Source organism: Paraburkholderia sp. USG1 (assembly GCF_031570135.1).
In the GTDB taxonomy this organism is placed as follows: Bacteria; Pseudomonadota; Gammaproteobacteria; order Burkholderiales; family Burkholderiaceae; genus Paraburkholderia; species Paraburkholderia dioscoreae.
On the sequence record NZ_JAMWXW010000025.1, the window covers coordinates 37,151 to 61,385 of the forward strand.

General features: G+C 63.5%; 25 protein-coding genes. 11 read left to right on the forward strand and 14 right to left on the reverse strand.

From position 1 onward, the window contains the following. Positions 1-92 precede the first annotated feature (92 nt). The 5 genes from NE850_RS28025 to NE850_RS28045 all read right to left on the reverse strand — a co-directional run bounded on the left by NE850_RS28025 (position 93) and on the right by NE850_RS28045 (position 4,755). Complete coding sequence (locus NE850_RS28025) at positions 93-1,091, reverse strand: arabinose ABC transporter substrate-binding protein (protein ID WP_310699689.1); 999 nt, start codon at positions 1,089-1,091, stop codon at positions 93-95. Between the two features lie 132 nt (positions 1,092-1,223). Then, a complete protein-coding gene (locus NE850_RS28030) occupies positions 1,224-2,000 on the reverse strand; it encodes an SDR family oxidoreductase (protein WP_007180364.1) in 777 nt (258 codons plus the stop codon). After that, positions 1,997-2,677, reverse strand: a complete 681-nt coding sequence (locus NE850_RS28035; protein WP_007180363.1) for a 2-dehydro-3-deoxy-6-phosphogalactonate aldolase — start codon at positions 2,675-2,677, stop codon at positions 1,997-1,999. Before NE850_RS28035 ends, NE850_RS28030 begins: the two co-directional genes overlap by 4 nt. A 36-nt stretch (positions 2,678-2,713) precedes the next feature. Continuing rightward, positions 2,714-3,778 (reverse strand): 2-dehydro-3-deoxygalactonokinase, encoded by a 1,065-nt coding sequence (locus NE850_RS28040; RefSeq protein ID WP_007180362.1) that lies wholly within the window; start codon positions 3,776-3,778, stop codon positions 2,714-2,716. Continuing rightward, complete coding sequence (locus NE850_RS28045; protein WP_007180361.1) at positions 3,775-4,755, reverse strand: IclR family transcriptional regulator; 981 nt, start codon at positions 4,753-4,755, stop codon at positions 3,775-3,777. The genes NE850_RS28040 and NE850_RS28045 overlap by 4 nt, the downstream gene beginning before the upstream one ends. Positions 4,756-5,235: 480 nt before the next feature. Here NE850_RS28045 and NE850_RS28050 point away from each other — a divergent pair, with 480 nt between their 5' ends. Next, positions 5,236-5,706: a site-specific integrase gene (locus NE850_RS28050; protein WP_310699699.1), complete on the forward strand. Its 471-nt coding sequence runs from the start codon at positions 5,236-5,238 to the stop codon at positions 5,704-5,706. A gap of 291 nt (positions 5,707-5,997) precedes the next feature. Here the strand turns inward: NE850_RS28050 and NE850_RS28055 are convergent, their stop codons facing one another. The 6 genes from NE850_RS28055 to mpl all read right to left on the reverse strand — a co-directional run bounded on the left by NE850_RS28055 (position 5,998) and on the right by mpl (position 12,693). Then, complete coding sequence (locus NE850_RS28055) at positions 5,998-6,222, reverse strand: hypothetical protein (RefSeq protein WP_310699690.1); 225 nt, start codon at positions 6,220-6,222, stop codon at positions 5,998-6,000. 525 nt (positions 6,223-6,747) lie between these two features. Further along, the gene (gene mtgA / locus NE850_RS28060; protein ID WP_007180360.1) at positions 6,748-7,470 is read right to left on the reverse strand and encodes a monofunctional biosynthetic peptidoglycan transglycosylase; all 723 of its coding nucleotides are present in this window, start codon (positions 7,468-7,470) and stop codon (positions 6,748-6,750) included. Positions 7,471-7,519: 49 nt separating this feature from the next. Continuing rightward, positions 7,520-8,383, reverse strand: coding sequence for a shikimate dehydrogenase (aroE, locus tag NE850_RS28065; protein WP_007180359.1), 864 nt, complete (start codon positions 8,381-8,383; stop codon positions 7,520-7,522). After that, positions 8,380-10,521, reverse strand: a complete 2,142-nt coding sequence (locus tag NE850_RS28070) for an RNB domain-containing ribonuclease (RefSeq protein WP_310699691.1) — start codon at positions 10,519-10,521, stop codon at positions 8,380-8,382. The genes aroE and NE850_RS28070 overlap by 4 nt, the downstream gene beginning before the upstream one ends. A gap of 178 nt (positions 10,522-10,699) precedes the next feature. Further along, the gene (locus NE850_RS28075) at positions 10,700-11,302 is read right to left on the reverse strand and encodes a YqiA/YcfP family alpha/beta fold hydrolase (RefSeq protein ID WP_007180357.1); all 603 of its coding nucleotides are present in this window, start codon (positions 11,300-11,302) and stop codon (positions 10,700-10,702) included. Then, on the reverse strand, positions 11,299-12,693 hold the full coding sequence (gene mpl / locus NE850_RS28080) for a UDP-N-acetylmuramate:L-alanyl-gamma-D-glutamyl-meso-diaminopimelate ligase (RefSeq protein ID WP_007180356.1): 1,395 nt from the start codon (positions 12,691-12,693) through the stop codon (positions 11,299-11,301). Before mpl ends, NE850_RS28075 begins: the two co-directional genes overlap by 4 nt. Positions 12,694-12,971: 278 nt before the next feature. Between mpl and NE850_RS28085 the strand changes: the two genes are divergently transcribed. From NE850_RS28085 to NE850_RS28130, 10 genes are all read left to right on the forward strand, one after another. Beyond that, complete coding sequence (locus tag NE850_RS28085) at positions 12,972-13,625, forward strand: hypothetical protein (protein ID WP_007180355.1); 654 nt, start codon at positions 12,972-12,974, stop codon at positions 13,623-13,625. Between the two features lie 10 nt (positions 13,626-13,635). Next, entirely contained in the window at positions 13,636-14,184 is a 549-nt protein-coding gene (locus NE850_RS28090) for a TlpA disulfide reductase family protein (RefSeq protein WP_035517871.1), read from the forward strand. A 194-nt stretch (positions 14,185-14,378) separates the two neighbouring features. After that, positions 14,379-14,834: a type II 3-dehydroquinate dehydratase gene (gene aroQ / locus NE850_RS28095; RefSeq protein ID WP_007180353.1), complete on the forward strand. Its 456-nt coding sequence runs from the start codon at positions 14,379-14,381 to the stop codon at positions 14,832-14,834. Between the two features lie 69 nt (positions 14,835-14,903). Beyond that, positions 14,904-15,368: an acetyl-CoA carboxylase biotin carboxyl carrier protein gene (gene accB, locus NE850_RS28100; protein ID WP_007180352.1), complete on the forward strand. Its 465-nt coding sequence runs from the start codon at positions 14,904-14,906 to the stop codon at positions 15,366-15,368. Between the two features lie 128 nt (positions 15,369-15,496). Beyond that, positions 15,497-16,864, forward strand: a complete 1,368-nt coding sequence (gene accC / locus NE850_RS28105) for an acetyl-CoA carboxylase biotin carboxylase subunit (RefSeq protein ID WP_007180351.1) — start codon at positions 15,497-15,499, stop codon at positions 16,862-16,864. A 3-nt stretch (positions 16,865-16,867) separates the two neighbouring features. Beyond that, positions 16,868-17,770, forward strand: a complete 903-nt coding sequence (prmA, locus tag NE850_RS28110; protein WP_007180350.1) for a 50S ribosomal protein L11 methyltransferase — start codon at positions 16,868-16,870, stop codon at positions 17,768-17,770. Positions 17,771-17,818: 48 nt separating this feature from the next. Further along, positions 17,819-19,111 carry a zinc-ribbon and DUF3426 domain-containing protein gene (locus NE850_RS28115; RefSeq protein ID WP_310699692.1) on the forward strand — a complete coding sequence of 431 codons (1,293 nt, stop codon included), beginning with the start codon at positions 17,819-17,821 and terminating at the stop codon, positions 19,109-19,111. Between the two features lie 73 nt (positions 19,112-19,184). Next, on the forward strand, positions 19,185-19,685 hold the full coding sequence (gene tpx, locus NE850_RS28120; protein ID WP_007180348.1) for a thiol peroxidase: 501 nt from the start codon (positions 19,185-19,187) through the stop codon (positions 19,683-19,685). Between the two features lie 94 nt (positions 19,686-19,779). Further along, the gene (locus NE850_RS28125; RefSeq protein WP_310699693.1) at positions 19,780-20,718 is read left to right on the forward strand and encodes a carbohydrate kinase family protein; all 939 of its coding nucleotides are present in this window, start codon (positions 19,780-19,782) and stop codon (positions 20,716-20,718) included. 26 nt (positions 20,719-20,744) lie between these two features. Further along, positions 20,745-21,221, forward strand: a complete 477-nt coding sequence (locus tag NE850_RS28130; RefSeq protein WP_007180346.1) for a glycine zipper 2TM domain-containing protein — start codon at positions 20,745-20,747, stop codon at positions 21,219-21,221. A 268-nt stretch (positions 21,222-21,489) separates the two neighbouring features. On the opposite strand, the gene NE850_RS28135 is transcribed toward NE850_RS28130, so the two are convergent. The 3 genes from NE850_RS28135 to NE850_RS28145 all read right to left on the reverse strand — a co-directional run bounded on the left by NE850_RS28135 (position 21,490) and on the right by NE850_RS28145 (position 23,786). Then, positions 21,490-22,107: a histone H1-like DNA-binding protein gene (locus NE850_RS28135; protein ID WP_007180345.1), complete on the reverse strand. Its 618-nt coding sequence runs from the start codon at positions 22,105-22,107 to the stop codon at positions 21,490-21,492. Positions 22,108-22,137: 30 nt separating this feature from the next. Then, positions 22,138-22,464, reverse strand: coding sequence for a hypothetical protein (locus NE850_RS28140; RefSeq protein WP_007180344.1), 327 nt, complete (start codon positions 22,462-22,464; stop codon positions 22,138-22,140). A gap of 86 nt (positions 22,465-22,550) precedes the next feature. Beyond that, entirely contained in the window at positions 22,551-23,786 is a 1,236-nt protein-coding gene (locus NE850_RS28145) for a ribonucleotide-diphosphate reductase subunit beta (RefSeq protein WP_035518486.1), read from the reverse strand. Between the last annotated feature and the right edge of the window lie 449 nt (positions 23,787-24,235).

The window sequence follows — 24,235 nt, forward strand, 5'->3', positions numbered from 1 at the left end:
GCTGATCTTTTATTGCTACTACCGGCGCGCCAATCTTTGGAGCAAGACGCACCGGCAGTTCACTTCATGTCACGCGTACCGAATCGAACCGCTCAATTTGCCGCGAGGCCCATCTTCTGGCGCACATCCGCGACGTTGTCACGCGTGGCCAGCATGCCGGTCGTCAGGGTCAGCGGCGGCGGTGCCTTGCCTTGCGTGATCCAGTCGTACATCAGCGCGGAGGTTTCCTCGCCGTGGCGCTTCGGGCTGATGATGACCGTGCCGTAGAAGCCCGTCGGCGACGGCTTCTTGAACTCGTTGAGTGCCGAGTCCGAGCCGCCGATGCCGATACCGATCATGTTGTCCGCCTTGAAGCCGCGGCCTTCCGCTGCGCGCACCGCGCCGAGCACGGCTTCGTCGTTCAGACCATAGGCGACCCAGTGCTTGAAGTTCGGATTCTTCGTCAGCGCAATGTTGGCCGCGTTGAACGCGTTTTCCGTGTCGGTCTTCGCTTGCGGCGCGGCGATCACGTTCGCTTTCGGGAAGCCGGCGGCGACCAGTGCGTCGGTTGCGCCGCTGGTGCGGTCATGCGCGGTGGGCAACTGTTCGTAGGTCACGTCGATCGCGCCCACGTCCTTCATGTCCCAGCCGCGCTTCTTGATTTCAGCAGCCAGACCGTCGCCGACCTGCTTGCCGATGTTGTACGCCGAGATACCCATATGCGGCACCGACGCGATCGGCTTGCCCGCGCCATCGACCAGACGATCGTCCACCGTCATCATCTTCAGGCCGTCGGCTTTCGCTTTCGCGACAATGCCCGGTCCGAGCTTGACGTCAGGCGTGCAGATCACGAAGCCCTGCGCCTTCTGCGCCGACAGGTTGTCGATTGCGCTCATCACCTTCTCGCCCGACGGCGCGCCGATCTTCACCAGCGTGAAGCCCTTCTCCTTGGCGGCGATCTCGGCGAACTTCCACTCGTCCTGGAACCACGGTTCTTCCGGCTGCTTCACGAGGAAGCCGATCTTCACCGGATCAGCGGCCTGCGCGACCGGTGCATTGAAGAGCACACCCGCCGCCGCTGCTGCCAGCGTGAGGAAAATTCTACGTTTCATAATGCGTGTCTCCTGACTAATTGATAACGAGAAGGTATCGGCCGCGTCTTCTTGTACCGGGTGTGACACACGCGGCCAGCGCGTCGTCCGGTGTACTCGTTGCGCCCCTGCGCAATCCGGGTACTGCAAAAATCAGTCGTGATACAGCGCCGAGCGGCCACCATCCACCGTGATGCAGGTGGCGTTGATGAACGGCGCTTCGTCCGAGGCGAGGAATACCGCCGTCATTGCCACTTCTTCCGGGCGGCCGATGCGTTTCATCGGCTGCAGATCGAGCGTCGCCTGCTGCGCGGCGGCCGGATCGGCCTGTTCGTTCCACCAGTCGTGCGTCAATTGCGTTTCGATGTAACCCGGCGCGATCGCGTTGACCCGCACATTGCGCGGCGCGTATTCGATGCCGAGCGCGCGCGTGAGGCCAATCACACCGTGCTTGGCAACCGGGTACGGAAAGCAGCCCGGGATGATCTTGAACGAGTGCGTCGACGCGATATTCACGATGCTCCCCGCGCCGCGCTCCACCATGCCCGGCAACACTGCACGGCAGCCGTTCCACACGCCGTCGAGATCGACCGCGAAGCAGCGGCGCCAGTCGTCGTCGGTCATGGTCAGCGGATCGCAGAACACGTTGATGCCGGCGTTGTTGACCAGCACGTCTGGCGCGCCGAACACGCGTTCGGCCTCGCTCACCGCGTGCTGAACCGAGGCCGCCTGCGTCACGTCGGTGTGCACTGCGAGCACGCGCGCACCGGTCTGCGACTTGATATGCTCCGCTGTCTGCTGCGCGGTTTCGATATCCAGTTCCGCCAGCACCACCGCCGCACCCTCGCGCGCGAACGCGTACGCGATCGCCGCGCCGATGCCGCGTCCAGCTCCGGTGACAAGCGCCACTTTGCCGGCAAGCCGTTTCATTTCTTCGCCCCTGCGCGGGCGATACGCAAACCGTTGATGAACGCCTTCGCATGCGACGCGGTCACGGCCGCGCTCTGGCCCGGCTTGTACAGCGCCGAGCCGAGACCGAAGCCGTTCGCGCCCGCGCTCAGAAACGGCCCCATGTTGTCCGGCGTGATGCCGCCTACCGGCACCAGCGGCACTTCCGCCGCGATCACCGCGCGCCATGCCTTCACTACCTGACAGCCCAGTTGTTCGGCGGGGAACATCTTCAGCACGTCCGCGCCGTTCTTCAGCGCGATGAACGCTTCCGTGGGCGTCGCGACACCCGGCGAGCAGGCCATGCCTTGCGCTTTGGCGGCGCTGACCACGTCCGGGTCGCTATGCGGCATGACGATCAGTTCGCCGCCCGCCGACTTCACGTCGTTGACGAAACTGGGATGCAGCACCGTGCCCGCGCCGACGATCGCGTCGGCCGGCAGCGCCTTGCGGATCGCGGCGATGCTGTCGAACGGTTGCGGCGAATTCAGCGGCACTTCGACGATCCGGAAACCGGCTTCGTAAAGCGCCTGACCGTGAGCGGCGGCATCCGCGGGCGTCACGCCGCGCATGATCGCGATCAGCGGACACGCTTCGAACGCCGCGATCAAACCCGGGTGCGGCAGATACGGAGCGGGCAGATTGATATGAGGTTGCATGTCGGTTCCTTGTTTCGTGAGCGGCGGTGCTGCCGGTTAGCCCGCACGCGCCGCTTGGGGCGCAGGTTTGACGAGCCCCGCCTGCGAGGCGACGCGCCACAAGCCGCGCTCGGTGGCGTGCTTGACCAACTCCGCCTGGGTGCAGCCGAATTGCGTCAGCGCGAGGCGATAGCGCTCGCACAACGCTTCGTTGCCGATCAGGCGCAGGCTTTGCCCGGCGAGTGCGCTTTGCTGTTGCGCGAGCACGGCGTCGAGGCCGGCCAGTTCGTGCCCGATCAGCAATCCCGACAGATAGTCGGGCTGCTGTTCACGCGAAAGTTGTCCGGTGAGGCCGAGCGTGCGCGCGCTAAATATGGTCGCGAGCACACCCGCCTGGCCCTTTTCCCGGGCGATGTTCACGCCATGCAGGAATGCGCCCGTATCCGGACGATCCGGCGTGTCCATCGTGCGGCCGAGGATCGTATGGTCGCGCAGGGCCGCGAATACTTCGCCGGTCATGAAGGTGTGAAAACGTTCGATCCGGCCCGCCTGCACCACCGCCCATTTCGCGTGAGTGCCGGGCAGGCCGATCAGCGAGCGCTTGCCGCTGTCGGCCGCGTTCGCGGCGCCCGCTTCCTGGCCGAGCGCGCCGAAAATCTGCGTTTCTTCACCGCGCATCACGTTGGGCAGTTCGCCACGTTGCAGGACGCCCGGCACGATATGCAGCGTGACGCCGCACGCCGCCTTGACGCGAACGATGCCGGCCACCAGCGCATCGGCGCTCGCCGGCGTGTCCACGTACGGCGCTTCCAGCCAGCCTTGTGCGCTGCCGACCATCCCTGCCGCGATCACCGGCACGGCGGGCGCGTGCTCGAGCCAGGCGCCGCAGGCGTCGTCGAAAGCCGCGTCAAAGCCGCCCTGATCCGCGCTGCACGGCAGGTTCATGATGCCCGCCGCCGAGCCGCGCGTGGCCAGCACGTTGCCGGACGCGTCGTACAGATACGCGCGCAGCGACGTCGTGCCCCAGTCGAGCGCGATCAGCGCGGCGTGCGCGTGGCTGGCGTCGACCGCGCCTGCCGCCGCGTGACTGGCTGTCGGCGTGGGAGAACCCGCGTGCTTCATCGCTTGATCCTACGGGTGGCCGGTTGCGGGGCGCGCCAGCCGAGTTCTTCCGAGATCGCGCGTGCCTCGCGCTGCACGACCGGAATCAGTTCATCCATGCGTTCGAGCGACATGTACGGAATCGTGCTCGCCACCGAGAGCGCCGCCACCACGGCGCCCGAAGCATCGCGCACGGGCGCCGCGACGCAGCGGATCGACGCTTCGTTTTCTTCGAGGTCGAAGGTGTAGCCGCCCGCGGCGTAGTTGGCCATGCGTTGCATGAAGGTCTGCGCGTCGGGGCGGTTATCCGGCTTGAAGCTGACGCCGGCGAGCGCGCGCCGCGATGCGTCGAAGAGCGATTGCCAGACGTCCGGTGTGAGATCGAGCATCATCGCCTTGCCGATTCCCGTCGACGCCAGCGGCATGCGGTGGCCGACGCGCGAGCGCATTTCGAGGCCACGGGTGCCGGGGATCTTGTCGATGTACAGGACGTCGTCGCCGTCGCGCACGCCGAGGTGGATGGTGTCGAGGGTTTGCTCCGCAAGCGATTCGAGGTGCTGACGGGCAACCGCGGTGAGCGGCATCTGTTCGAGCGCGATGGTGCCGAGTTCGATCAGCTTCGGGCCGAGCAGATAGCCGCCTTGCACCTGGCGCAGATAGCGCGCTTGCACGAGGCTGCTCACCAGTCGATGCGTCGTGCTGCGGGTCGTGCCGAGCGCGGCGCCGAAGGTGCGCAGGTCGCGTACGCCGGCGGCGGCGGCTTCCAGGATCGCGAGGCCGCGCAGCAGCGTTTGCGTGCCGGCTTGTTGCGGTGTGATGTCGAGCAGCGTGCTGGGTAAGGCGATTCCGTCGACCGGAGGCGGTTGGATTCCTGTGCTGGCGCGAGGCACTTTGGCGGCGGGCGAGGGACGCGGGGCGGCGCGGGGCGCCTGATCGGCGGATGGCGCCAGATCGGCTTCGGACGCGGTCGCGGCGTGAGTGGGCATCGCTTTGTTCATGGCGATTCGCTTTTCGGTGGTTTTCTTTGCGCTTACAGCGCGGGGCCGGAGAGAAGGCCTTGGGTGCTCGCCGTGCGGCGGGCGCGGGGGTGCTGCCTTTGGGTTTTAGGCATGGTTGGGCTTTGTCTCCGGTTTTTTTTGCTGCTGCTTTTTTGGCTTTTTGGCGCTTTGGCGGCGGAAGGGTTGCTTTGCCGGTGCGGCGCTTTGGGCGGCGGGTTGGATTGTAGGGCGGTTTTTGAGAAAGCTCCAATATGTGAATGTTTGATTCATATAATGGGATTTTTGGTTGACGTGGGCTTTTTTGTGTCTGTGTTCTTGGTGTCTTGGTCTTTCCTTGCATTCACGGTGGCGCGTGACGCTCGGCAAGGTCGCGGACGACATGGACGCGGAGCGTGCCCGCGAACTGGTGCTGGACCAGATCAGGCGCACGGACCTGACGGCGGACACGCCGGCCTGTGCGCGTGCTGAATCCTCGTTGCGATCAATACCGCGCTGCGCCGTTCGGAACTGCTGCGCATGCGTTGGACCGCGATTGACTGGAAAGCCAGGACGGTGAACGGCGAGCCGTGGTCATCGAAGGTCAAGCGGCACCGCGCGGTGCCGCTGAACGACGAGGCCTTGGCCGTGCTCAAGGCGTGGCGCCGTCGGACCCGGTTTGAATTTGTGTTCACCAACGAGATAGGCGAACGCCTACGCGAAGTGCGCGACTGGACGAAGATCAGGCGCGCCGCGAAGGTCGAGAGCTTCCGCTTCATGGACACGCGCCACCACACCGCCACCCGACTGATTAACGAAGGCGCGAGCGAGTATCTCGCCCAGAAGATTCTCGGCCATATGGACGGCCGCATGACGCCGCGCTACCTCAAGGCACGCGAAACGAAGCTGCATGAGACGCTGGCCATCCTCGATCGTGCATATATCAACCGCACTGGCCGAGGCCGCCCAGGCTGATCCTGGCGCGCCCGGACGAACAGAAAGCCCGCGTGGCGCACGGGCTTTCTGTTGCCTTCGACAGTTGCTGCTGTCGGCGATTGATACGAATCTCGTTAAGATCCGACTCGCTCGCTATCTTGTCTAGCGCTGCGGTCAATGTGGCCGCGATTGGCGCCGTTATAGCTCCCCGATACTGTGCGGCGCGATAAATTCGATCAACGTGCCGGGAATGACCGTACCTGTATCGGGGCCGAACGTGCTAGCAACGACACGCCCACGAGCAACCAAATCGCTGGTCAACCGGCTGGCTTAAGGCTTGGGCTCGTTTGCGCTCGTGCGCAACCTGAACGTCTTGCCGTCAAACGCGTAATAGTAGGTGCCGCGCTCTGTGCTTTCGTTACGGCTACCATGCACTCCAAGCAGGCAACTGTCTGCGCGGTAAGAAAGCGGCTCGGTTACATCTATCGGCCAGTCAAAGACTGTGAACGGCAGTGAAGTGACGCGGCCGGATTTGGCGTCGATGGCCGCCGCCATGACGCAACCAGACCCGCATCCCCAGGTCACAAGAACATAATGCCCAGCGAAATTTACCGGCCCGTGGGCCGCGTCACGAATAACGGTCCTGTATTGCCGTCCCCTGGTATCGGCAAATGTCAGGCGGTGGCACCGAAATGTGTCCTGACTCAACCGCTGCGGGACACTCCGTGAACTTGGGAAGGGAGTCTGCGTGGGCCAGAGTGGATACCGCGCTAAACATGAGGCCGGCAAAAAGAGTTGGAGACAGGCTCATCGCTCAGTACCAGTGATGCTTCTGCCAGAATGACTTGGCGGCATGCGCGGAATGATAACGGCCATAAATGTAGCGTACGTGTGTGAAAACATTCAACCAATCGGCCACGAATGTGTAAGCCGCTTTCTTTGCCTACTTTCTTTGCCGCGGCCGCAAAGAAAGTGAATGCCGCCCCGCACAAGGGGCAACGCTAATAAACCACCGTGAATGTAAGGAAAGGCCAACACCCCAGAACCACAACCCAACAAGCGCCGCACAGGCAAAAAAATCTAATCAGGCAACTCCGCCGCCCCCATCCTCCGGGCAATAACCCGCGAGCGCTGCGCCAGATACGGCGACCCTCTATGCTCATCAAAATACTTAGGCTGCGGCAACATAACTGCCAAACGAGCCGACTGCGCAGCAGTCAACTTACTGGCCGAGGTCTTGAAATAATAATGAGCTGCCGCCTCAGCCCCATAAACCCCATTCCCCCACTCAACGGAGTTGAGGTAAATCTCAAAAATCCGTTCCTTATCCATCAAGGTCTCAAGCATCCACGTAATGATGAGTTCCTGCCCTTTCCGGATATAACTTTTCTCCCGCGACAAAAACAGATTCCGCGCCAACTGCTGGGTAATCGTGGACCCACCACGAACAATCTTGCCCTTAGCCTTATTCCGCTCCCATGCCTGCAAAATAGCGTCCGTCTCATACCCATTGTTATTAACAAAATTCGCATCTTCAGAAGCAATGATCGCCCGCTTCAGATTGCGCGAAATCTGGTCATACGGCACCCACGTATGCTGCATGGAAAGATCCGGCCGATCCTGCGACAACCGCCACGCGTCCGACCGCATAAACGAGGTAGTCCGCGGATTCACGTAATTCCACACCGCGATCTGCGCGAAGTAAAACGCCTGCGTCGCGAGCCACGCAATCGCCACCACCGCCCCCAGATAAAACATCCACCGCACCGGACCTGGCCGGCTCACGCGCCGCGTTGCTGTCATCGTGCTCGAGATCCTCGTGTCGGTGAGTGCGGCAAGGTGACGCGCAACTTTATGCGTGCGACGGCGCCGCCAACAGCGCCCGCAATTCGGCCAGCACCGGCGCGCCGTCAGGCCGCACGCCGCGCCACACGTAAAACGATTCGGCGGCCTGCTCGACCAGCATGCCGAGTCCATCGGCGCCGCGCGCGCCCAGTTTCCGCGCGTGCTCCATGAATACCGTCGGATGCGCGCCGTACATCATGTCGTAAGCGAGCGTGCCGCTGCCGAACGCGCGGTCGTCGCACTCGGGCAACGACGCGTCCAGGCTCCCTGCCGTCGCGTTCACGATCACGTCATACGTGCCCGCTTCGATCGCCCGCGCGCTGCCGCCGCTCAGACGGCAGGCCGCGTCGCGCGCGGCCTGCGCGAACTGCTCGACCAGCGCTTCGGCCTTCGCCGCCGTACGATTGACGATGGTCAGCGTATGCGGCGCACGCTCCAGCATCGGCAGAACCACGCCGCGCGCGGCGCCGCCCGCACCCAGCAACAGAATGCGCGCGCGCTTCAGGGACACGCCGAGATTCACCTCGATATCGCGCACGAGACCAAAGCCATCGGTGTTGTCGCCGTAAATACCGTTCGCATCGACGCGTAACGTGTTCACCGCGCCCGCGACGGCCGCACGCGGCGACAACGTGTCGGCGAACGCGTGCGCTTCGAGCTTGAACGGCACGGTCACGTTCAGGCCGCGCCCGCCTGCTTCGATAAAAGCCCGCACGGACGGCACGAACGCATCCACCGGCGCGAGCAGGCGGCCGTACTCGACAGGCTCGCCGGTCTGCGCGGCAAAGCGGCCGTGAATGAACGGCGACTTGCTATGACCGACCGGATTGCCGATGACCGCGTAACGGTCGAGTGAATCGCTGGCGCTCATCGTCCCGGCTCCGCGACATGCTGATGCGTGGTGGCATCGCTCGCGCTTTCGCTTTCGCTTTCGCCTTTGCCTTCGCCACTTGCGGCGTCGCCCGGCGCGGTCGCCGCCTCGTCGCCGTCGAGTTCGGCTTCGGCCTGAGCCTCGGCTTCGCCTTCGGCGCTCTCGTCGGGGGCGTCGATGATTTCTTCTTCGCCCTCGTCCGCTTCTTCAGCCTCGCTGCCGCTCGTCACGGTCGGCGCGTCGAGCACGTGCAGGAGACGCACGGACGCTTCGACGGTCAATTCATCGATCGACATCACTTCCATCTGCAAACGCGTGCCGCGCGCATGCACGCCGAGGCCCGGCACATGCAGCAGCAGAGGAATCTCTTCGAGGCGCACCAGATCGCCCTTCACCACCGACGCCACCACCTGCTTCCTGTTCTCCTGCTTCAGCCAGCGCAGGCACCAGAAGTACTCCATGCGGCGCTGGTGATCGGCGTACGCGGTATAGGTGTCGTCGAAACCTTGCACGACGGCAAACAGGTCGGCGTCTTTCGGCTTGAACGGCGCGGCCAGTTTCGCGGTCACCCCATGCTGCACGCAGGCGATCAGTTGCCACTGGTTCACCAGGTCGACATAACGGCGCAGCGGCGACGTGCTCCACGCGTATTGCGTGACGCCGAGGCCTTCGTGCGGCGCGGCATTGGTCTGCATGCGCGTGCGCTTGGGGCCGGTCGGCGCGCCGAATGCACGCTGCGTGCGATAGATGCCCGGCACGCCGTGATCATGCAGAAATGCGCCCCATGACGAGTTCGCGAGAATCGCCAGTTCGGCGACGATCGTATCGAGCGGCGAACCACGCCGGCGCGGCGTGATCGTGACGTGCTCGCCTTCCACGTAGAAGTTGAAGTCGGTATTGCGCTGCACTTCGCGACGCAGACCATAACCGGCGCGAGCGGCCTGACGCTTTTCGAACAGCGCCTGCGCGAACGGCCACAACACGGCGATGTCGTCCTTGTGCGGATAGTCGCCGGCGCCGGCGGCCAGCGCCTCTTCGGTGACCAGTTCGTCGAGCGTGTTGTGGCGCAGATTGTTCTTCACGAACACGCGCTCGGCGCGCGTTTCGCTCGCGACGATTTCCTGCGTCTCGCGATTGACGATCACATACAGCGAAAGCGCCGGGCGCAAGCCGCCTTCGGCCAGCGTGAACGCTTCGACGACGCTGTCGGGCAGCATGGTGATCTTGTCGCCCGGCATATACACGGTGGAAAGGCGCGTGCGCGCGATCGCGTCGACCTCGTCGCCGCGCTGAATGCCGAGCGCCGGCGCGGCGATATGCACGCCGATCCGCACGCGGCCATCCGCCAGATGCTCGACGGAGAACGCATCGTCGATTTCGGTGGTGGTGATGTCGTCGATCGAGAACGCCTGCACGTCCGCTTCCGGCAGATCTTCCGGCACGCTGCCTACGGTGACCGGCGGAAAGCCGGTGCCGTGCGGGAAAAACTCGGAGAGGAATTTCGCTTCGTGCAACGCACGCGCCGACGGAATGGCGCCGCATTCGAGCATCAGGCGCGCTTGCGAAATGCCGCGCGCCGCCGCAGCGCCTTCGAGCGCCTTGTATTCGATCGTGTTCTTGTCGGGCCTGGTCAACAGCGCCAGCGCCTTGCTGCCGGTAAAGGCTTCCGGCAGCCGGCCGGCCTTCAACTCTTCTTCATAGCCGGCCTGCACCAGCGCCTGCTGACGCTTGCGCTCCAGCCCGGCGAGCGCCATCTTCAGTTGCTCCTGCGGCGCGCGCTGATAGATGCCACGGCCCTTGCGGCGGAAATACACTGGCGAGCCATGCAGGCGCAGCACCAGCGCGGCGCGCTCGATCGAGCCGAAGCGTTCGCCAAAGTACTCGGCGCCAAGCGTGGCGAACTGGAATTCGTCGTCAGGCGCGCATTCCCACAGGAAGTCCAGATCGATCTCCTGCGCGGCGGCGTCGGCCTGCTGCATCAGTTCGGCCGCACTCGGCTTGTCGAATTCGATCAGCACATCTTTCGCGCGCACCTTGGCGCGGCGGCCGCCCGGCAACTCGACCTGAAAAGCGTCGCCCTGGCGCGACAGCACGCTGCCGGCCTTGAAACTGCCCGATTCCTCGAAGAAAACGTTCACTCAATACTCTCGTTCTGACTTGCATCTGCCGGCGCGCCCGATCTTGCTCAGCGATCGGTCACTGCGTGCGCGGCACGGCAACGTGTTCGTGGTAGTGGATCCGCGGCGCGATACGCGCGCGCCGGCGGCATGAATCTGATGAGCAGCGGCTAATGCCCCGCTGCCGGAATGCCCGGCCTCAGGCGGCTTCGCGCGGCGCCGGCGGCTCGACGTCTTCCGCGTCGCAAAAAGCCAGCACTTCGTCGACGTATTGCGCGAACTCGCTGATCGCGTGGTCACTCCCTTCGATCAGCGTAGTGCGTGCGCCGGGATAGTGCGCGAGCATTTCGCGGTAGTCGAGCACTTCGTCGCCGGTGGCGGCTATCAAATAATAGCGTTCGGGCCGCGTGATCGACGCGACGCCGAGCTCGCGCAGCTCATCCAGATGATGCGGCTCGACGACGATGCTGCCGCCGCCGTGCCACAACGGCTGCTCGCCGAGATAAGCGCTCAGATCGCGCTGCGGTACGACCGCCGGGTTCAGCAGCACCGCCGGCCAGCCGTGCTTCTCGGCCAGATAGGTGGCGAAGTAGCCGCCCAGCGAACTGCCGATCAGCGTGACGTTTTCTGGTTTCGCGGCAGCTACCAGCGATTCGGCAAGCGCCACCGTCTCGAACGGTGAAACCGGCAGCATGGGGCAGCACCATTCGTCGCCGCGGCCAAGTTCGACGAGCCGCGCCGCCAGCACGCGCGCCTTGAACGAATTGGGTGACGAGCGGAAACCGTGCAGATAAAGGATCACGAAGTGCCTCGCGCGGAAAGAGCGTCGAGCAGTTTCTGATGCACGCCGCCGAAGCCGCCGTTGCTCATCACCAGAATCTGGTCGCCGGGGCGCGCTGCGTGGACTACCGCTTTGACCAGCGCGTCGAGATTGTCGAAGGCCTGCGCCTTGCCGCCGAGCGGCGCGAGCGCCTCGCCGAGGTTCCAGCCGAGCGCGTCGCGGCCGGTCGGCGCGCCGTAGCCGAATACGAGATCGGCGTCGGCAAGGCTGGCCGGCAACTGCGCTTTCATCACACCAAGCTTCATGGTGTTCGAGCGCGGCTCCAGCACGGCGAGAATGCGCGTGTTGTCACGGCCCACGCGGGCGCGCAGCCCGGCCAGGGTCGTGTCGATGGCGGTGGGATGATGCGCGAAGTCGTCGTAGACGGTCACGCCGTCGACACTGCCGCGCACCTCCATGCGACGCTTGACGTTGCGAAAGCTCGCCAGCGACTGGGCGGCCTGCGCTGGCGGCACGCCGACATGGCGCGCGGCGGCGATCGCGGCTAGCGCATTCATGCGGTTGTGCTCGCCCTGCACCTGCCACTCGACCACGCCGACGCGTTCGCTGTTGTGATAGACGGCGAAACGCTCGTCGACGGGCACGCCGTCTTCCGCCGGCAGGGTTTCCCAGCCGCCCTGCACGCCGAAGCGCTCCACTTCGCTCCAGCAACCGCGCGTCAGCACGCGCTCGAGCGCGTCTTCACGGCCGTTCGTCACGATCCGGCCAATGCCCGGCACGGTGCGGATCAGATGGTGGAACTGCGTTTCGATCGCGGCCAGATCGGGGAAAATGTCCGCGTGATCGAATTCGAGGTTGTTCAGCACGGCAGTTTTGGGCCGGTAGTGGACGAACTTGGAGCGTTTGTCGAAGAAGGCCGTGTCGTACTCGTCGGCTTCGATCACGAAGAAGCTGGAATCGGTCAGCCGGGCCGACACGCCGAAATTCAGCGGCACACCGCCGATCAGGAAGCCCGGATTGAGGCCGGCGTCTTCGAGCAGCCAGGTCAGCATGGAGCTGGTGGTTGTCTTGCCGTGCGTGCCGGCCACCGCCAGCACCCATTTACCGTTCAGCACATGCTCGCCGAGCCATTGCGGACCGGAGGTATACGGCAGGCCGCGGTCGAGAATGGCTTCCATTAGCGGGTTGCCGCGCGAGACCACGTTGCCGATCACGAACAGGTCCGCGTTCAGGCCGTTCAGCTGGTCCGCGTCGTAACCTTCTATCAGACCAATGCCTTGCGCCTCCAGCTGCGTGCTCATGGGGGGATAGACGCCGGCGTCGCAACCCGTCACGGTGTGGCCCGCGCCGCGCGCGAGGACCGCGAGACCGCCCATGAACGTGCCGCAAATACCGAGGATGTGGATGTGCATAAGCCTGTCGTGCCGCGCGGGCGTTTTTCCTGGAAGGGCCCCTAACCTGCCGCTTCGCGCCAGGCCCCCGAGGGGGCAAGAAAACCTGGGGCGGCCCGGCGTTTTCCTGAGAGGGATGGGAGCGCAGAAGAGCGGCCGAAACGACCGTCTGCAAAGGACGCTATTGTAACCGACGCCTCCGGATCGCCCTACGAACGCCTGGTCCGCGCGGCCCGTGGCCCGACGCGCGCTGCGACCCGCCAGGAAAGGCCGTCATCATTCTCTAGTATGATCGGGGGATGGTTCGCAAATCACACTTCGATCCGCAGCGCGTGCGTGAGGAAATCGCCATCGCGGCTGCGCGCATGATCGCCGAAGACGGTCTGGATTACGCCACGGCGAAGCGCAAAGCGGCCCGGCAGGTTGTCGGCGAGAGCCGCGTTGCCGGCGAATGGCTGCCGGATAACGACCAGATTGAGGAAGAAATCCGGGAATATCAGTCGCTGTTTCAGGGTGACAGCCAGCCTGCGCTGTTACGTCGGCTGCGCTGTATCGCCGTCGACTGGATGGAGCGGCTCGCGCCGTTCAACCCCTATCTGACCGGCGCGGTGCTCGGCGGCACCGCCGGCGAACACTCGGACATTCACCTTCAGGTGTTCTGCGACAATCCGAAAGAAGTCGCGATCTACTTTCTGAACGCGAACATCCAGTACGACGTCTCGGAAACGCGGCATTTTGCCGGCCGCGGCTACGTCGAAACGCTCAGCTTCCTGTGGCGGCCCACTAACGAAGGGCGCGACGCGGAGCCGGTCGGCGTACACGTCGCGCTTTACGAGACCGACGACCTGCGCGGCGCGGTACGCGCCGACACGCGCGGCCGCACGGCGCGCGCGAACCTGCAGGCCGTTCAGACGCTGCTCGACAGCAGCGGCGTCGCTCCCTCAACCAACTAGACTGACCAGGATGAATATGAGACGGATTCTGGCGGGTGCGCTTATCGCCATCGTCGCTGCGGGCGGCGGTGTGCTGGCGAACCACTGGCTGAACGGCGGCGCCGAAGTCGCGCATGCGTCGCAGCCGGCTTCGGCCGAAAGCGCGGTCGCCCAACTGTGGACCGCGCCGGTGACCACGGTGGACGGCAAGCCACAGACGCTAAATTTGCTTAAAGGGCACCCAATCGTCGTCAACTTCTGGGCCTCGTGGTGCGGGCCTTGCGTCGAAGAAATGCCCGCACTCTCGCAGCTTCAGCACGATTACGCGAAAAAAGGCATCCAGTTCGTTGGACTTGGCGTCGATTCGGATAAAAACGTTCAGGCGTTCCTGCAAAAAGTGAAAGTGGCGTACCCGGTCTACGTAACCGGCTTCGGCGGCGCCGACCTCGCGCGCGCGTTCGGCAATACGGCGGGCGGCCTGCCCTTTACCGTCGTAATCGACGCAAAAGGCAACATTCGCTCGACAAAATTAGGACAAATCGACCCGCAAGCGCTGAAACAGACGCTCGACGCGCTTTAAATTTCACATTCTTTTGACACTCACTTACCTGTTGAACGCGCAAAAATACGCGCAAATCGCGCGGATTTGAGAGAAGATGAGCGCCCGCAGCCGTGGCAAAAGGGCGCCACAATCGATCCATACGCGCGGGAAACTAGACAAGTTTCTCTAATCAGCGCTAAAGTGCGCCCAATTCCACGGAAAAAGAAGCGACCATGACGCGACTGCTGGTACTGCACGGACCCAACCTCAACCTTCTCGGTACCCGGGAACCCGAGGTCTACGGTCGCGTGACCTTGCCGCAGATCGATCAGGCGCTGGCGGACCGCGCAGCGGACGCAGGCGCCGAACTCGCGTCGTTCCAGAGCAATCATGAAGGCGCTCTGGTGGACCGCATCCAATCCGCCCGGACTGAAAACACCGATTTCATATTGATCAATCCCGCCGCGTACACGCACACCAGCGTGGCCCTTCGGGACGCACTGGCGGGGGTCGGCATCCCGTTCGTCGAGATTCATCTGTCGAACGTGCATCGTCGCGAACCGTTCCGGCATCACTCGTATTTCTCCGACCAGGCGGAGGGCGTGATCTGCGGCCTCGGCTGGAAGGGCTATCTGTACGCGCTCGAATTCGCGCTCGACCGGCTCTCGGCCGGCTCGTCGCGCGGCTGATTCCAAACACGTCTAATTTGCGCCGGCTGCGCACGCGCCGGCACTTTACGCATTGAAAGGGGCTTCCTGATGGATCTACGTAAACTGAAAACTCTGATCGACCTCGTCTCGGAGTCCGGTATTTCCGAACTCGAAGTGACCGAGGGCGAAGGCAAGGTTCGCATCGTCAAGAATGCGCCGCCGGTTTACGTGCAACCGTCCGCCTCGTATGCGCCGCAATACGCGCAGCCGCTGCCCGCCGCTGGCGGCGAAGCGCCGGCAGCGGCCGCACCGGCCACGCCGGCCCCCGCCGCGCCGCAAGGCCATGTGGTGACCTCGCCGATGGTCGGCACCTTCTACCGCGCGCCGTCGCCGGGCGCCGATCCGTTCGTCCAGGTAGGCGACACGGTCAAGGAAGGCCAGACGATCTGCATTATCGAAGCCATGAAGCTGCTCAACGAAATCGAGTCGGACAAATCCGGCGTGGTGAAGGAAATTCTCGTCGAAAACGGCCAGGCGGTCGAGTACGGCCAACCGCTGTTCGTGGTCGGCTGACGCGGCACGCCTAGCGCACTGTTTTGCGCATGCCGCCCGCGCGCCCGCTATCAGGGCGCGCGACCGATCCTCTGAGGCAGCCGGCGTTGTGATCAACCCGGCGCCCATTGATGAGTCGAAAACCCGCTATGTTTGAAAAAATCCTCATTGCCAATCGTGGCGAGATCGCGCTTCGTATCCAGCGCGCCTGCCGCGAGCTTGGCGTCAAGACAGTCGTCGTCTATTCGGAAGCCGACAAGGAAGCCAAGTACGTGAAGCTCGCCGACGAGGCGGTCTGTATCGGCCCGGCGCCTTCGAACCTGAGCTATCTGAACATGCCCGCGCTGATCAGCGCGGCGGAAGTGACCGACGCCGAAGCAATCCACCCCGGCTACGGCTTCCTCTCGGAAAACGCCGACTTCGCCGAGCGTGTCGAACAGTCCGGCTTCACCTTCATCGGCCCGCGCCCAGAAACGATCCGGATGATGGGCGACAAGGTCACGGCCAAGCAGACCATGATCAAGACCGGCGTGCCTTGCGTGCCGGGTTCGGAAGGCGCGTTGCCGGAAGATCCGAAAGAGATCGTGAAGATTGCCCGCCAGGTCGGCTATCCGGTCATCATCAAGGCGGCGGGCGGCGGCGGTGGCCGCGGCATGCGCGTGGTTCACACGGAAGCGGCGCTGGTCAACGCGGTCAACATGACGCGCGAAGAAGCCGGCCGCGCGTTCGGCAACCCGCAGGTCTACATGGAGAAATTCCTGGAGAACCCGCGGCACATCGAAATTCAGGTGCTGGCCGATTCGTTCAAGAACGCAGTCTGGCTGGGCGAGCGTGATTGCTCGATGCAGCGCCGTCACCAGAAAGTGATCGAAGAAGCGCCGGCGCCGGGTATCGCGCGCCGCCTGATCGACCGTATCGGCGATCGTTGCGCGGACGCGTGCAAGAAAATGGGCTATCTCGGCGCGGGCACGTTCGAGTTCCTGTATGAGAACGGCGAGTTCTACTTCATCGAGATGAACACGCGCGTGCAGGTCGAGCACCCGGTGACCGAACTGATCACGGGCGTCGACATCGTGCAGGAACAGATCCGCATTGCGGCCGGCGAAAAACTCGCCTTCCGTCAGCGCGACATCGTGTTCAAGGGTCACGCGATCGAATGCCGGATCAACGCGGAAGATCCGTTCAAGTTCATTCCGTCGCCGGGACGCCTGACGTCGTGGCATATGCCGGGCGGCCCCGGCATCCGCGTCGACTCGCATGCCTACAACGGCTACTTCGTCCCGCCGAACTATGATTCGATGATCGGCAAGCTGATCGCTTACGGCGCGACGCGCGAGCAGGCGATCAAGCGCATGCGCATCGCGCTGTCGGAAATGGTGGTGGAAGGCATTCAGACCAACATCCCGTTGCACCGCGAGCTGATGCTGGACGCGAAGTTCGTCGAAGGCGGCACCAGCATTCACTACCTCGAAAACCGGTTGGCCGCGAAGCAGCAGGCCGCGCCGGAAGAAGCGTAACTCATGAGCTACCGGGAACTGATCGCCGAACTGGCACGCGAGCACGCGGAGGAATTCTCCGACGCGCTGCTCGAGTTGGGCGCGTTGTCCGTGTCGGTCGAAGACGCGGACGCCGACACGCCCGACGAGCAGCCGTTGTTCGGCGAGCCCGGTCTCACGCCGGATCGCACGGCATGGCAGCGTTCACGCGTGATCGCACTGCTCGCGCCGGAACACGAGCCGGCGGTACTGCTGACTGCCGCGGCCAATGAAATCGGCCTGGAAGCAGCGCCTTCGTTCACCGTGCGTGAAGTCGAGGAGCAGGATTGGGTGCGGCTCACGCAGTCGCAGTTCGATCCGATCAAGATCGGCGAACGCATCTGGGTCGTGCCGTCGTGGCACGATGCGCCGGACCCGGAAGCACTCGTGCTGGAACTCGATCCGGGACTCGCCTTCGGCACCGGCAGCCATCCCACCACGCGGCTTTGCATGGAATGGCTGGAGCAATCGGTGCAGCCCGGACAGTCCGTGCTCGATTACGGCTGCGGCTCCGGCATTCTGGCGATCCTCGCGAAGAAGTGCGGCGCCGATCCGGTGTACGGCATCGACATCGACCCGCAAGCGGTGGAGTCGGCACGTCATAACAGCGAGCGCAATCGCGCGGAAGTCACGTACGGTTTGCCCGACGAATGCCCCACCGGCGAGTTCGATATCGTAGTCGCCAATATCCTGTCCAATCCGCTCAAGCTGATGGCGTCGATGCTCTCGTCGAAGGTCAAGCCGGGTGGCCGGATCGCGCTGTCGGGCATTCTGGCGCGGCAGGCGGACGAAGTCGCGCAGGTCTACGCACGATGGATCGACATCAGCGTCTGGCGCGAACACGAAGGCTGGGTATGTCTGTCGGGAACGCGTCGCGAAAGCCATTAGAATAAGGCGTATTGTCCAACCAACGGCCCTTCGGCTCATCGGCTCAATATGCTCCTGGCGACGCGTTGCCCCTTCTGTGAAACCGTCTTCCGCCTGCAAACGGAACAGCTCGCGCTACGCCGCGGCCTCGTGCGCTGCGGGCATTGCCAGGAAGTGTTCGACGCGTCGAGCAGCCTGTTCGACATTACCGAAGGCGGCGACTTCTCCACCGCCAAACCGGTCGCCGCTGCCGCGGCGATCGAAGCGCTCTCGGGCGTGCGCCCGAAAGGTCCGGACTTCAGCGCCGAAGCATGGGATCCGTGGGCGCCGACACCCGATGCCGCAATCGACAACCGTCTGCGCCACAACGCCGGCAATGTGCCGCTCGCGCCGGTCTCCACCGGTGCAGGCATTGCGGTCACGCCGCGCCACGCTACGGAACCCGAATTGCCGGCCAGCGCATTCACCGCGCCCATTCCGCCTGACCACGAACCGATACTGGCGGACGCGCCGCTCGACCCCTTCGCCTATCCCGTCGATCCGCCCGTGGAAGAAGCGCCGCGCGTTTGGCACAAGACCGAGCGGGCTTCTGAATCGCCACTGGAGGAGCCGGTTCTGGATCAATCGGCTACCTTGCACGGCATCCCTGACAATGAGCCGCGTTTCGGTGTGGCCGGCATAGGCGCCGCCGGCATAAGCGCGACTGCGGGCGCAGGCACGGTCGCCTTCGGTACTGCCAGCCCCGCCGCTACCGCCGGCGCGGCGCCCGTCAGCAGCGCCCCCCCGCTCGCCGCCAGCGGCGAGCCCTTCTCCGTCCAGCCGGTCAACGACGGCGCCGATCCCTTCCCCGTCGTGCGCGAAACGCGCCCGGCCGAACCGCGGCGCATGGGCTGGATCATCGTCGGCTCGGTGGTGGCGGGGCTGTTGATCATCGCGCTGCTCGCGCAACTCGCGTGGTGGCAGCGCGAAACGGTGATGGTGTATTTGCCGCGCTCCCAGACGCTCTACGCGAAGGCCTGCTCGACGCTGGGCTGCCTCGTCACCCCACCGCACGACATCGACGGCTTGCAGGTCGAACCTTCCGATCTGCGGCAGATCGACGGCCCGCACAAGCTCGAACTGAAGATGCCGTTGCGCAACCGCTTCAATATCGCGCTCGCTTATCCGGCCATCGAACTCACGCTGCTCGACGACCAGAACAATGTCGCGGTACGCCGCGTGCTGTGGCCGCAAGACTATGTCCCGCCCGGCACGCCGATCGCGGCCGGCCTGCCCGCGCACACGACCCAGACCATGATCGTGCATCTCGACACGGGCAATGCGGTCGCTTCCAATTTCCGCGTGCAGATTTTTTATCCGTAACGCATTCTTGCGTGCCCGGCACCGACCGGGCGCGTCCACCGTCATCACTGACGAATTTTCGGAGCACAACAACATGAGTCAAGTCACGCTGGGTGGCAACCCGATTGAAGTAGCCGGCACGTTCCCGTCGGTGGGCCAGGCCGCGCCCGCTTTCTCGCTGGTCGGCAAGGATCTGAAGCCGGTTTCGCTGGCCGATTTCGCCGGCAAACGCAAAGTGTTGAATATCGTCCCGAGCCTCGACACGCCGACCTGCGCCACGTCGACCCGCAAGTTCAACGAAGCCGCCGCGAAACTGACCAACACGGCCGTGATCGTCGTGTCGGGCGATCTGCCGTTCGCCGCGTCGCGCTTCTGCACGACCGAAGGCATCGAGAACGTCGTCACCGCATCCACGTTCCGCGGCCATGAGTTCGCGCAAGCCTATGGCGTGGACGTGACGAGCGGCCCGCTGACCGGCCTGACGGCACGCGCCGTGGTGGTGATCGACGAGAACGACAAGGTCGTTCATGCCGAACTGGTCGGCGAGATCAAGAACGAGCCGGATTACGACGCAGCACTCGCCGCGTTGAAGTAACACCGTCGCATACGGACTCCGGCGCCGCGCTCCATGCGCGGCGCTGTCACATCGTCGTACCCATTCCCTTTATCGTTTTTACAGGACGCTCGCCTTGGCTACGCTGATTTGCGGCTCGCTCGCCTACGACAACATCATGACTTTCGAAGGCCGCTTCCGGGAGCACATCCTGCCGGAGCAGGTCCACATCCTGAACGTGAGCTTTCTCGTGCCGACCATGCGCCGGGAGTTCGGCGGCTGCGCGGGCAACATCGCCTACTCGCTGCATCTGCTCGGCGGCGACGCGCGCATCATGGGCACGCTCGGCTCGGTCGACGCGCAGCTCTACATGGACCGGTTCAGGCAACTCGGCCTGTCGACGGAAAGCGTGCTGGTGGTGCCCGACACCTATTCGGCCCAGGCGATGATCACCACGGATCTGGAAAACAATCAGATCACCGCGTTCCACCCGGGCGCGATGATGCAATCGCACCTGAATCGCGCCGATCAGGCCAAGGGCATTACGCTCGGCATCGTCGCGCCCGACGGCTACGACGGCATGATCCAGCATTCCGAGCACCTCGCGGCCGCGGGCGTGCCGTTCATCTTCGATCCGGGCCAAGGGTTGCCGCTCTTCGACGGTGCATCGCTGCGGCGCATGATTGAACTCGCTACCTATGTGGCTGTCAATGATTACGAAGCCAAACTGGTGAGCAACAAAACGGGTTGGTCGATCGAAGAAATCGCCGGCAAGGTCGAAGCGCTGATCGTCACGCTGGGCGAGCAAGGCGCGCAGATCCATCATGCCGGCGGCGTCGAAGAGATTCCTGCGGTCAAGGCACAGCAAGTGCTCGACCCCACAGGCTGCGGCGACGCATTTCGCGGCGGCCTGCTGTACGGCATCGAAAACAAGCTCGGCTGGGCCACCACCGGCCGGCTCGCAAGCCTGATGGGCGCGCTGAAGATCGAACACCAGGGCCCGCAAAACTACGTGCCCAGCCGGGCCGAGATCAACGAGCGGTTCAAGCAGGCGTTCGGATACGACCTGCCGTAATACCGAGAGCTATTGGAGTTTAGGGAATGAGAACAACGAGTCGCCTGATAGTGGCCGCCTTGATCGCCGGTTCGCTGGCCATGTCGGGGTGTGCGTACAACAGCAGCTCTGCGGACGTCTACACGGCGTCGCAGGCACAGCGGGAAGAAACGGTCCGCATGGGCACGGTGGACAGCGTGCGCGCGGTGAAGATCAGTTCGAACAACGGCCAGCCGAGCGGTCTGGGCGCGATCGGCGGCGGCGCGCTCGGCGCGGTTGCCGGCAGCGCGATCGGCGGCGGGCGCGGCTCGATCGTCACGGGCATTATCGGCGGTCTGGCGGGTGCCGTGGCCGGCAACTCGATCGAGAACGGCGTCGCCGTGCACGACGGCCTGGAGATCACCGTGCGCCTGGACAACGGCGACATGCGCGCCATCACCCAAAGCGCCACGGGCGAGATCTTCCGCGCCGGCGAGCGCGTGCGGCTGCTCTCCAGTGGAGGCGTCACGCGCGTCACGCACTAAGTTTCCCCTCTCGTGCGGCGAGGCTTTATGCCGCCGCGACGACCTCACACGCATGCCCTCCCCTGTGCATGCGTTTTTTTTCGCCTGCGGGTTTTGAAGCGTGCCTTAAAAGAAGGCGCCTGCGCCGGAGCAAAAAAAATCCCGTCGCCAGAAACCCGGCAACGGGACCCTGACCGAGTATCGCTCAGTCATGCTGCTACTTAAGCGCTACTCGATCATCGACACAGAGTACGATGTGCCGAAGTACTTCTACCGCTGATGCGCCAGCTTACGGACGGCTGCCCGTCGGGAACGGCCATGCTGCTGCCGGGTTCAGCGCGGTCTTCACCGTCGCCGCCGGTGCGCTCGAGACAGAAGTCGCAGCGGGTGCGGGAGCCGCCTTCTTGGCGACAGCCTTCTTCGCAGGGGCAGCCTTCTTGGCAGGAGCAGCGGCCTTCTTCGCGGCAGCCTTCTTGGCAGGCGCAGCCTTTTTAGCGGCAGCCTTTTTCGCGGGCGCAGCCTTTTTAGCAGCAGCCTTTTTCGCAGGCGCAGCCTTCTTGGCAGCAGCCTTCTTAGCCGGCGCAGCCTTCTTCGCTGCAGCCTTCTTGGCCGGTGCTGCCTTCTTTGCTGCAACCTTCTTCACTGCGGCTTTCTTGGCCGGTGCTGCCTTCTTCGCCGCAACCTTCTTCACTGCGACTTTCTTGGCTGCAACCTTCTTGGCCGGAGCAGCTTTCTTCGCTGCAACCTTCTTCGCCGGTGCTGCCTTCTTCGCTGCAACCTTCTTCACTGCGACTTTCTTGGCAGCGACTTTCTTCGCCGGAGCGGCCTTCTTAGCCGGAGCAGCCTTCTTTGCTGCGACCTTCTTCGCTACGGGTTTCTTCGCGGCGGCTTTTTTTGCAGTTGCCATCATTTTCTCCTTCAGGTTTTCAGATGAGAGTCAGTTCAAACTACACCCTTCGTCAAAACCCGCTTCCCGCGGACGCTTCTCAGGGCGCGCGCTACGAAGCGGGCTATTCATCGGCGTACGCAGGTGCTGCGCGCTTACGCTAATGAATGCGGTAAGGCGCGCCGTGCCACAAGGCACCGCGCGCCAGATCTGTTCGGCGTTGAATCTCAACGCCGGCAATTGCTTGATCGAGCCGCCGGCGATCGCGCCAGCGGCTTTTTCCGGGGGGAAGTTTGCCCATCCCACTGAAGGGTTCGCAAAGTGCCTGTCATAGTTGTGGGCCGCGAAGGCACGCGGCGCACCGGGCATGCTTTGCATCAGGCGATTCTGCTCCTAACCAAAATTGCCGCGGCCCGAGCCAACGGCATCCCCATCGATGAATGCATCTGCAGCACGAACCCGGATCACTCCCAGGTCAGCGCGCCGCCAGTCTGATATTCGATCACTCGCGTCTCGAAGAAGTTTCGTTCCTTCTTCAGGTCGATCATCTCGCTCATCCACGGGAACGGGTTTTCCTCGTTCGGGTACAGCGGATCGAGACCGATCTGCTGGCAACGGCGGTTGCAGATGAAGCGCAGATAGCTCTTGAACATCGACGCATTGAGGCCGAGCACCCCGCGCGGCATCGTGTCTTCTGCGTAACGATACTCAAGTTCGACCGCCTGCTGGAAGATCTCGCGGATTTCCGCGCGGAACTCAGCCGTCCAGAGTTGCGGGTTTTCGAGTTTGATCTGGTTGATCAGGTCGATGCCGAAGTTGCAGTGCATCGACTCGTCGCGCAGGATGTACTGGTACTGTTCCGCCGCGCCCGTCATCTTGTTCTGGCGACCCAGCGCCAGGATCTGGGTAAAGCCGACGTAGAAGAACAGCCCCTCCATCACACACGCGAACACGATCAGCGAGCGCAGGAGCGTCTGGTCTGCCTCGAGCGTGCCGGTCTTGAAGGCCGGATCGGTCAGCACGTGGATGTACGGAATCAGGAATTCGTCTTTCGCGCGGATCGAGGAGACCTCGTGATACGCGTTGAAGATTTCGCCTTCGTCGAGACCTAGTGATTCGACGATGTACTGGTAGGCATGCGTGTGGATCGCCTCTTCGAACGCCTGGCGCAGCAGGAACTGGCGGCATTCGGGCGCCGTGATGTGGCGGTAGGTGCCCAGCACGATATTGTTGGCGGCGAGGGAATCGGCCGTCACGAAGAAGCCCAGGTTGCGCTTGACGATGCGGCGCTCGTCTTCGGTCAGACCGTTCGGGTCTTTCCAGAGGGCGATGTCGCGCGACATGTTCACTTCTTGTGGCATCCAGTGGTTGGCACAACCAGCCAGATACTTTTCCCACGCCCATTTGTATTTGAACGGCACCAACTGATTGACGTCGGTCTGGCCGTTGATGATGCGCTTGTCGGCGACGTTGACCCGCGCTTCCGAAACGGCAGCCGTTCCAGCCGCAGCGTTGGTCACATGAGCGACGGGAGCGACAGCAATGTCGTTCGCGAAGACGTCTTGAGCCGAGGGAGCATGAGGAGCGGAACGCGTTCCGACTTGCGAACCGACAGCCGATCCCGCAGCGTTGCGCAACACATTCTGTTGCGTAGCGCTCGAGGGAGTTACGGCAGTGATCTCGTCATCCCAGTTGAGCATAAATGTCACCATCAATTTAGAACGGTTTGTACCATCTTTTCACGAGCGATAAAAGAGTTCGCTGATGAAAAATCCTGTTTTCGATTCGCGTTGCTACGTTCATACAACACTTTGTTCAACAGAGTGTGTGCGTCGCCTCGTGTGAAGCGTGTTGAACGTGTGTCGTCGAGGTGCTTCGCGAACTCGAAGAGCAACGTGCCGAAGCATCGTTTCGCTGCTCTATCTATCTGTATTGCGGAGCGTGCCTGTAGCGTCTTGCGACTGCTTGCCGCGATCCGGCCGGCGTGTCGATCGACCATCGATCGAAGCGTGTAGTGCGCGCACTGTGTCGCGCGCTTCGTCTGGTGCTGCCGACTGCTGACTGCTGATTGACCGGGTCACGATGGCCGCTTCGCCACTTCAGCGAACTGCGCTGCTTCGCTACCGGTGCGATGAGCGGCGCGCTTCGT